The organism is Methylobacterium sp. WL18 (genome assembly GCF_008040015.1).
In the GTDB taxonomy this organism is placed as follows: domain Bacteria; phylum Pseudomonadota; class Alphaproteobacteria; order Rhizobiales; family Beijerinckiaceae; genus Methylobacterium; species Methylobacterium mesophilicum.
This window is the reverse complement of the sequence record NZ_VRVD01000212.1, coordinates 1-7,506: the sequence shown is the minus strand read 5'-3', so window position 1 is coordinate 7,506 and position 7,506 is coordinate 1. Positions and strand designations below refer to the sequence as shown.

Genomic DNA, 7,506 nt, shown 5'->3' with positions numbered 1-7,506 from the left:
GTGTTGGCGGCGCGGGCCTGCCGGGCGAGCCCAGCGGCACGGACGGCGGCGGCTTCGAGGTCGGGGCCGATCGCAGTCTCGGCGGCGAGGACAGGAAGATGGTTCACGAAGGACTCGCGCAACACTGGGCTTCGATAAGCGTCATTATCACAGCCCTAAAAATCGCGATATGATTTTCTGTTTCATTTTTTCATTTTCCCACTTGCGCCGGTTCTCAGGAGGGGTATCTTCGTTTTATGAATTTGTGATTCATGAGGTTCACATGTCCCGGTTCACCAAGGCGCAGATGCGCGACGAGCTTCGCGAGATCCTGCTCTACCAAGCCGATCACCTCGTCTGCTGCGGTACGACCGACGCGGCGGAAGCGTTCATCGGGTTCCCTCCAGAGAACGATGAGGGCGTCTACGAAAGCTACTGGCGGTTGGACGCGTCAGAGGTCGATCTCGCGCGCTTCCGCATCAGCGAGTCTTTTGATCTCGCCTACGATTTCACGTTCGAACCCAGCCTGATCCACCACATTCATCCAGTCGAGTTGGGCTCGCTCGTGGCGTTCATGAACGGCATTCCGCGCCCCATGAGCCAAGACATCGACAACATCGATCCCCTGCTGCCCATGCGACCGCTCTCAGCCAGCTTCATGGAGCAGGACGGCTACTGCCAGACCGTCGCCGATGCGGCCGTCGCTCGCTGGAAGCTTGAGGTTTCCGGTCAGGGCACGTTCACGCCGCGCGAACTGGCCTTGCTCGCGAACATGTCTGAGGGGGCCGTGCGCAACGCAATGTCCGATAAGAGCGAGTCCGCGCTCAAACCCATTCCCGGCTCCAAACCCATCCAGGTCGAGCACGAGGATGCCTTGCGCTGGCTTCGGAACCGCCGAGGTTACAAGGCAATTCCTCGGCGGGTGGGTGACGATGACACTGCAAAATCAAAACTCGAAGCTGTCCGTACCTCGTCCGAGTTAGCTCAAATTATAGATCAACATTTTCATACATTCATCGCTGGTCATCCTTTTCAGGATATTTCGAGAAGCAACTTTACTTCTGCTGACAAAGCTCACTTCCAAATCAATCAGATGCCGAAAGGAATTAAAAGCCTCGACTGGAGTTTGGAGGAACTGAAATCCTGGCGCGATGGCAGCTTCCGCTTTGACCAAGAGAAAGCCCTCAAGCTTGCCGAGGCGCTCGGTCTTAACGTTCCTCTATTCGCTGGAAAAGCCCTGGAGGTCAGTCTGCGGCGCGACATGGGCGCGGAGGATCGGCGATGAGCTATCCGCGCGGGTACTATTCTACACTGCACAACAGCAGAAACCGCGTCGGTACATGGCTGCATCGCCGAGATGGTCATTGGCGGCGGGATGCGATCGATCAGTTTCCGAACGGCGCTTCCGAACAGACCCTCCGTGAGATCGCTCAGATGGACCAGGAAATGGTCGCCAAGCTCGTGGCTCGCCGCTCCGAACAGCGTTCGCCAGCGCGGCGGCCGTCACAGCATCTCGTCGGGAGGTCAGCATGATCGCGAGCACGATGACCGTTCACGCTCAGGAGCGGCTTCAGCAGCGGGCGATCCCGCCGCTCGTGATCGAACTTCTGGAGGAATTCGGGTCACCGGAGCGCTGTGGTCAGGCCGAGCGCCTGATCTTCGATAAGGCCGCCCGGCGACGCCTCGCACGCCATCTAGGCGGCGAGCGCAGCCTGCGCATGATTGAGCCCTGGCTCCACGTCTACGCCATCCTGGCCGATGACGGACACCTCGTCACCGCCGCGCATCGACAGCGGCGACACCGGAGGCAGTGATGCCTACGATCTTTCAGTTAAGAGCTACAAGCTGGTGAGAAGAGTTTGTGCGACGCGAGATCCATCAACGCCGCGCCATGAACTGCCAGCCGACGAAGAACCCGACCGCGAAGGCGATCATCCGCATCGAGATCCAGGCCAGCGGGCGACGGCAGGCGTAGGCGATCACGACCATCGAGATCAGCGTCATCAACGACGAAGCCTCTCGATCCTGTCGAAGGCCGCCGACGCAGTCGCGAACCGGGCCGACATCCTGATCTTGTCCTGCCCCACAGCGCGATCGGGATGCAGATGCGCCAGTAGGGCGCGACGGGCGGCGACTACCACGACATCTTCCGCCGTCACCGTCAGACCGACGACGGAGTACACCGCTTCTCGTTGCTCGATATCCTCGGCCTCGGCGATCCTGGTCTGAAGCGTGGAGATCCAGGCGCGGGCGGTCTCAAGCTGGTGCTGGAGCGCTTCGATCCGGAGGACCGCCTCGTGGTAGTCGGCTTTGAGGCGTTCGTACTCGTGCGCGATATCCGGATGTTGGTCTTCTTTATGAAGAAAAACATCTACCAGCCGCAGAACGCACCGTGCCTTGATGGCATACTCCTCCAGGAGGGGACGGAGTGCTTCGAGACGATCATCTTCGAGATCGGCATCCCAGTCGGTCCAGCCCATCATCGTGCCAATAGAGCAGGAAGCTGATAGCCGAAGCCGATGAGGCACCCCTGCGCGTCTCGCGTCGTGTTGGTACGGCTTTCGTAGACCACAACCAGCAGCCCACGCGCGTCACAGGCGACGATCTTCCCGGCGGCGTGCTGCTGCTCCAGACGGCCGATCAATCGGCCGCGCCGGTTACGCAGGGCCTGGATGGGTGCGGGTTGATGATGGGCAATAGCGTCCATCACGCCGCCTCCGCGAGAAGTTGTTCGAGATCTTCTTCGACTGGCAGCAACTCGTCGCCCCAACCGTTGCAGTCCGCCTCCATCAGCTTGTGCTCGCCAAGCATCTGCGCCGCCGCATGGATCGCGTCGCGATCCCCCGGCGCATGCGCCAGGATCGCAACACCGAGCGCGGCCAGCTTGTCACGGATAAGCCTCGCCCGATGCGGCAGCACGCGACGGTTGTTGGTCGCGTGGAGCCCCTCAAGTACGTAGCCCTGGTTGGTCCGCCGCAACTCGGCGATCACGCCGGGCTCCTGCGGATCAATTGGCTCGTACTCCACGTACAAATAGACACCCAGCACGGTCTCGAAGACTTTGGTCGCGAGGCAATTGCGAAAGCGTCGTCCAGCGTCAGCAAGGGCAGTAGCACTATCGATAACTCTAAGCGTCAAGTCGCCGCGCGTGTCGAGCATAGTTGGCACTCGATCAAAACGTTCCGCCCAGCCCTTGATCAATTCCGAGCGATGGCCACCCGGTTTGATCCTACCAAGCGAGGCCCGGATCGCCTCGTCCGTCGCTCCAGAACAGTGCTGGCGGACATAGGCCAAGGCATTGTGGATCTCTGCGACCTGCCGGACATCGTAGACAGTGGCGACGAATGCCGGATGAAGCAGAACCGGATCAAGCATGCTGACAATTCGGATCTGATCGCCGACAAGGTTCCCGCTGATCTGGCTGATGACCTTGGCACGACGCCGATCGTCAGGGTCCCGCGATAGAAACAATCGACAAAGCTCATAATATGTTCTTGGTTCTCCAAACGGTTCAGGCCCAATTCTATCTAAGGCGCCGAGCAAACCGATGGGTGGTCCGGCAAGTATCGTCCTGACCAGATCACGAGGTCGGCGGACTTGGAGAACGGTCTGGCCGACAACCATCGGAGCAGTCACGTCCCCGAATTCCGGCGTAATCGCTGACGAACGCAGGTGGTTGGCGATCTCATCGATGCCGAGGATCTCGACGAGCGCCATCAGCAGGAACATCGCCTGTCGTCGCTGATGGCCGTAACGAAAGCTCGCCGCCAGCAGGCCAGGATTATCTCGATCGAGATTGACTGCCTGTTCAAGAGCCCAGCCAGTGTAGGGTCTGGCCGGTGGCCTTCTATCCCCAGTGATCAGATCAGCATTTCCGGATAGCGGCATTACCTATTAATAACATGATATCGGGTTGAAATCGAGATCGTACGTCGCTTTTAGAACATGTGGACTACTGCGTAGGTCGCTTGTTGCGGCTGTCGGGCTCCTCACTTGTTCAGAACGAGGTTCAGACTTCAGTTGCTGATCGGAGCAGCGGCCGTTAGCATGAGGGCGTTCGGCGACATGCAGGCCACTCTGCCGCAAATCGACCGCGGGGCGATCTTCTCGGATCTCCTGCGACGGCAGGTTCTACGTCGGGAAGCAGGGCTCCCTCTCCTCGACGTAGGAATCGAGTACCGTCGTCTTGTTGAGTACGCTCTGTGGCAACGGCACGCCCAACTTCATCACGACCGTGTCCGTGCCGACGTTTTGGCCCAACTCCGCGCCAAGCACGGTGAGGGGTTTGGACTTAGCTGGGGAGGACGCTTCGCAATCAACGCACTCACCCAACGGGCGCTGACGGCAAGCTTTCAACGCTGACCCGTCTTCGCCTCACTTCTCGGTAGCCACGGTCGGGGAGAGGTCGAACGAGCACGTGAAGATATCGGTCTCCTCAGCGCATGCAGCCATCACGGTTGCCATCCACCCGAGGACAAGCTGCTCGACGATCCTGGAGACATATCGAGATCGTCGGCGATACGCCGCGCTTCAGCCAGGATGTCGGCGGGGAGATCGAGATCATCGAGGGTCACCGGCTGGCCCTCGCCTCGCGGATGATCTCGCGGATCGAGTCCTCAGCGCCCTCGACAGCCTCGGGATCCAGGCGCCGGGCGGCGGCCTCGATCTCCTGGTCCGTGGCGTCGATCGTCAGGCCGAGGGCGGCCAGGACATGCGCAGCGCTACGGTCTTCGATCATTGTTCGGTGTGGTCCTTCAACCAGCCAACGCCCAAACTACCAAACCAGTGGGCTGTTCATTCGGTTTGACGCCCTACAGCTATTCTGTTCAACCAGTTGGGAGCATAACGAGGCTGAGTCGGACATGAATATCGTGGCGATGGCGGCACGTAAGGGCGGGTGTGGCAAGTCTACGCTCGTGACCCACCTCGCTGTCGCGGCCATCCAAGAGGGAAAGCGCGTCGCAATCGTAGACCTCGATCCTCAAGCGACCGTGGCCGAGTGGAGCGACGGCAGGGGCGAGGATCCACCGGACGTGGTCTCAAGCCAGCCAGCGCGCCTGAGCAGGATCCTGACCTCGATGGATGGGAACTACGACCTCGTGCTGATCGACACGCCGCCGACGACCGGCGAGGCCGACCGCGTAGCGATTGAGGCTGCACACCTCGTACTCGTACCGACTCGGATCCAGACCGCCGACATCACGGCCGTCCTGCGGTCGGTAGACAAGGCGGCGACCCAGGCGAAGCCTACTTTCGTGATTTTCAACGATGAAAGCCCGTTAAGGAGGAAGTCCGTAGCCGACGAAACCCGCACCGTCCTGGCCCAGCGGGGCATCAAGGTTGCGCCCCAAGTCATTCACTCGCGCATCGTCTACGGCGAGAGCCAAGACGCCTCGCGGACGGCTCTGGAGACCGATCCTGCGAGCTTGGCGGCCGACGAGATCCGCGCCCTTTACGCCTGGATGACCCAACAGCTAAACTGACAAACCGCTAAACTACGCAACCGAAAAGCCGCGGGCTAAGGGCATGGGCCGAATCAAGGACAACGAGATCGGGGCGAACCTCGCCCGGCGACTCGGCGCGAAGGAGGCGACCCAGGAAACTGCTCCCGAACCGGCCCAGGCAGTTCCTCCGCCGACTGAAAGGGCTAAGGCGCGAGCGCGGGACGGTATGCACTACCTCGGCTTCCACGTGACCGAGGAACAGTTCGAGCGGCTTCGGACTGTGGCTTTCGAGACCCGGCGGCAGAAACAGGACCTCCTACGAGATGGCCTGGAGTGGATACTCAAGCAGAACGGCGGCTGATCAAATACCGGCTGGCGGGGATCACGATCTATTTCGGACCGAACGACAGCGGGCCGCGATCTTCGGTATAGCCGATGTGTTCAACCCACCTCTTCAGCACCCGAACCGGATAACCTTTCCCATAACCGTCTGCGACAGTCTTTTTTTCGTGACCGAGTAGCTCCTCCTGCTTCTCGTGCACAATGCCCGCTGCCCGCAGGCGATCCTTCGCTCGATGGCGCAGGGTGTGGAGACCGGGCGTCTTCACCCCGATCCGCTTCATTTGACGCAGCACTTCACGGCCGAGGTTCGTGATATCGTTATCGCGCTCTTTCTCCGTGGTTATGTGCGGAGAGAAGAGCGGCCGGTTGATGCGGGTTGGGAAGCCGGGCAGGTTTAGGATAGCATCGGGAAGCGGCACGCGCCGCCTACTCTGCTGGGTCTTCTTTCCAACGATCACGAAGCGGACGCCGGACTCAACTTGGTCTCGGTCGATCGAGTAAGCCTCTTCCCGGCGCATGCCAGTAGTCTCGCACAGCAGGTAGAGGAGCCACTCCCGATCATCGAAGGTATGTCGGTTCTCGCGAATGAGCTTCACGTCCTCTTCTGGCATCGGCTCCCGCTGGATTGCATCCTGAATATTAGGAATAACATTTTCGAACGGATTGAATGTAATTTTGGGCTTAAAATCCATCATGGCAAGTCGAACCATCGCCCTAAGCCACATGATTTTCTTCTTAACTGTCCCACTTTTATCCCCTTGAGCAAAATAGTAGTCTGCGAGCTTTCGTCCGTCTGCACGATCACAGTCTTTGAGTGGCTTCCCATTGGTAAGCATCCGGAAATCTGCCCAGGACCGCCGCGCCTCGGACTCATTCTTACCTCTGATGACCCGGTGTTTGAGGTAGATCTCTAGGAACTCATCGTCGGCGCAAGGACGCGGTTTCGACCGATGGACGGGCCTGTCGTCAGGGATAAGACCGCCATCGAGCAGCGCGCGGGCTTGCTCTAGCGTCCTGACGCCTTCCGGTAGAGCAATGGCCTCGCCACGCCAGCCGGGGCAGTCCCATTCCAAAAGTTGTCCGTCTCCCAAGTGGCCGTCATCTAAAGCGGCTTGGTACTCGGCGCGGGTCCAGAAGACCCCCTCGACCGGGCTGCGAACAAGGTTCGGCATCATTTCTGACACCGGTCCATTTTGTGCGGCTATTAGACACATGCCATCCATGACTTGGATTGTCCGACCGTCTGGAAGCGTGTGCTGCCCTTTGAGATCCGGGGGATATCGCCAACTCAGGGTTGTCACCTGTCGGCGCTCCTCGGACGGTTTTATCCGCGTCTTATACTCCTCGACCCAGGCAACACACTTCATCAAGTGGGAAGCCGCGCGCTCCCTGGCGGTCTTCAAGTCCGGTGTTCCGAGCGTTCTCTCGTAGTTCCCCCAGCCCATTCCCACCGGAAACTGATAGCGGAACCACAAATTCTTCGTTCCGGACCGCTTCCGGATGTAGTCGATCGGCCCGCGCTTTCCCTTGGCCATGTCACCGATCTCCTTACTGAGCCCCTTCAGGGACAGCCCCAGAGGCAGGATTAAAAAAACGACAAAGACAAAATAGCTCTCTGATTTAAATAAACAATTTTCGTAACCGTGCAGTTGGTTTTCCCTCCGTGGAGGACAGGCCGGCGACGTCGGCGAGCCGCGGCCCCTCGACGAAGCGCGTGTGCCGCCCGGAGCCCGACAGCATC

The 7,506-nt window shown here is 59.7% G+C and carries 12 protein-coding genes; 5 read left to right on the top strand and 7 right to left on the bottom strand.

Features of this window, described 5'->3' with window-relative positions:
- The first annotated feature begins 262 nt into the window (after nt 1-262).
- From FV228_RS15780 to FV228_RS15770, 3 genes are read left to right on the top strand one after another with little or no spacing between them, the layout of a single operon-like run.
- The gene (locus FV228_RS15780; protein ID WP_147855490.1) at nt 263-1,264 is read left to right on the top strand and encodes a hypothetical protein; all 1,002 of its coding nucleotides are present in this window, start codon (nt 263-265) and stop codon (nt 1,262-1,264) included.
- The gene (locus FV228_RS15775) at nt 1,261-1,512 is read left to right on the top strand and encodes a hypothetical protein (RefSeq protein WP_147855489.1); all 252 of its coding nucleotides are present in this window, start codon (nt 1,261-1,263) and stop codon (nt 1,510-1,512) included. Before FV228_RS15780 ends, FV228_RS15775 begins: the two co-directional genes overlap by 4 nt.
- Nucleotides 1,509-1,793, top strand: coding sequence for a hypothetical protein (locus FV228_RS15770; RefSeq protein WP_147855488.1), 285 nt, complete (start codon nt 1,509-1,511; stop codon nt 1,791-1,793). The genes FV228_RS15775 and FV228_RS15770 overlap by 4 nt, the downstream gene beginning before the upstream one ends.
- Before the next feature lie 64 nt (nt 1,794-1,857).
- Here FV228_RS15770 and FV228_RS34815 read toward each other — a convergent pair whose 3' ends face one another.
- The 6 genes from FV228_RS34815 to FV228_RS33150 form a co-directional block, all read right to left on the bottom strand.
- Nucleotides 1,858-1,983 carry a hypothetical protein gene (locus FV228_RS34815; RefSeq protein ID WP_281406502.1) on the bottom strand — a complete coding sequence of 42 codons (126 nt, stop codon included), beginning with the start codon at nt 1,981-1,983 and terminating at the stop codon, nt 1,858-1,860.
- A complete protein-coding gene (locus FV228_RS15765; protein WP_147855487.1) occupies nt 1,983-2,462 on the bottom strand; it encodes a molecular chaperone DnaJ in 480 nt (159 codons plus the stop codon). Before FV228_RS15765 ends, FV228_RS34815 begins: the two co-directional genes overlap by 1 nt.
- A complete protein-coding gene (locus FV228_RS15760; protein ID WP_147855486.1) occupies nt 2,459-2,686 on the bottom strand; it encodes a hypothetical protein in 228 nt (75 codons plus the stop codon). Before FV228_RS15760 ends, FV228_RS15765 begins: the two co-directional genes overlap by 4 nt.
- Entirely contained in the window at nt 2,686-3,708 is a 1,023-nt protein-coding gene (locus FV228_RS15755) for a hypothetical protein (RefSeq protein WP_246693920.1), read from the bottom strand. The genes FV228_RS15760 and FV228_RS15755 overlap by 1 nt, the downstream gene beginning before the upstream one ends.
- Before the next feature lie 722 nt (nt 3,709-4,430).
- Nucleotides 4,431-4,553: a hypothetical protein gene (locus tag FV228_RS34810; RefSeq protein ID WP_281406501.1), complete on the bottom strand. Its 123-nt coding sequence runs from the start codon at nt 4,551-4,553 to the stop codon at nt 4,431-4,433.
- Complete coding sequence (locus FV228_RS33150; protein WP_187277771.1) at nt 4,550-4,717, bottom strand: hypothetical protein; 168 nt, start codon at nt 4,715-4,717, stop codon at nt 4,550-4,552. Before FV228_RS33150 ends, FV228_RS34810 begins: the two co-directional genes overlap by 4 nt.
- Before the next feature lie 124 nt (nt 4,718-4,841).
- On the opposite strand from FV228_RS33150, the gene FV228_RS33145 reads away from it, so the two are divergent.
- Together FV228_RS33145 and FV228_RS15745 are read left to right on the top strand one after the other, a co-directional pair.
- Complete coding sequence (locus tag FV228_RS33145) at nt 4,842-5,462, top strand: ParA family protein (RefSeq protein WP_187277770.1); 621 nt, start codon at nt 4,842-4,844, stop codon at nt 5,460-5,462.
- A gap of 43 nt (nt 5,463-5,505) precedes the next feature.
- Nucleotides 5,506-5,784: a hypothetical protein gene (locus tag FV228_RS15745; RefSeq protein ID WP_147855483.1), complete on the top strand. Its 279-nt coding sequence runs from the start codon at nt 5,506-5,508 to the stop codon at nt 5,782-5,784.
- 28 nt (nt 5,785-5,812) lie between these two features.
- On the opposite strand, the gene FV228_RS15740 is transcribed toward FV228_RS15745, so the two are convergent.
- Nucleotides 5,813-7,300, bottom strand: coding sequence for a tyrosine-type recombinase/integrase (locus FV228_RS15740; protein WP_147855482.1), 1,488 nt, complete (start codon nt 7,298-7,300; stop codon nt 5,813-5,815).
- Nucleotides 7,301-7,506 lie beyond the last annotated feature (206 nt).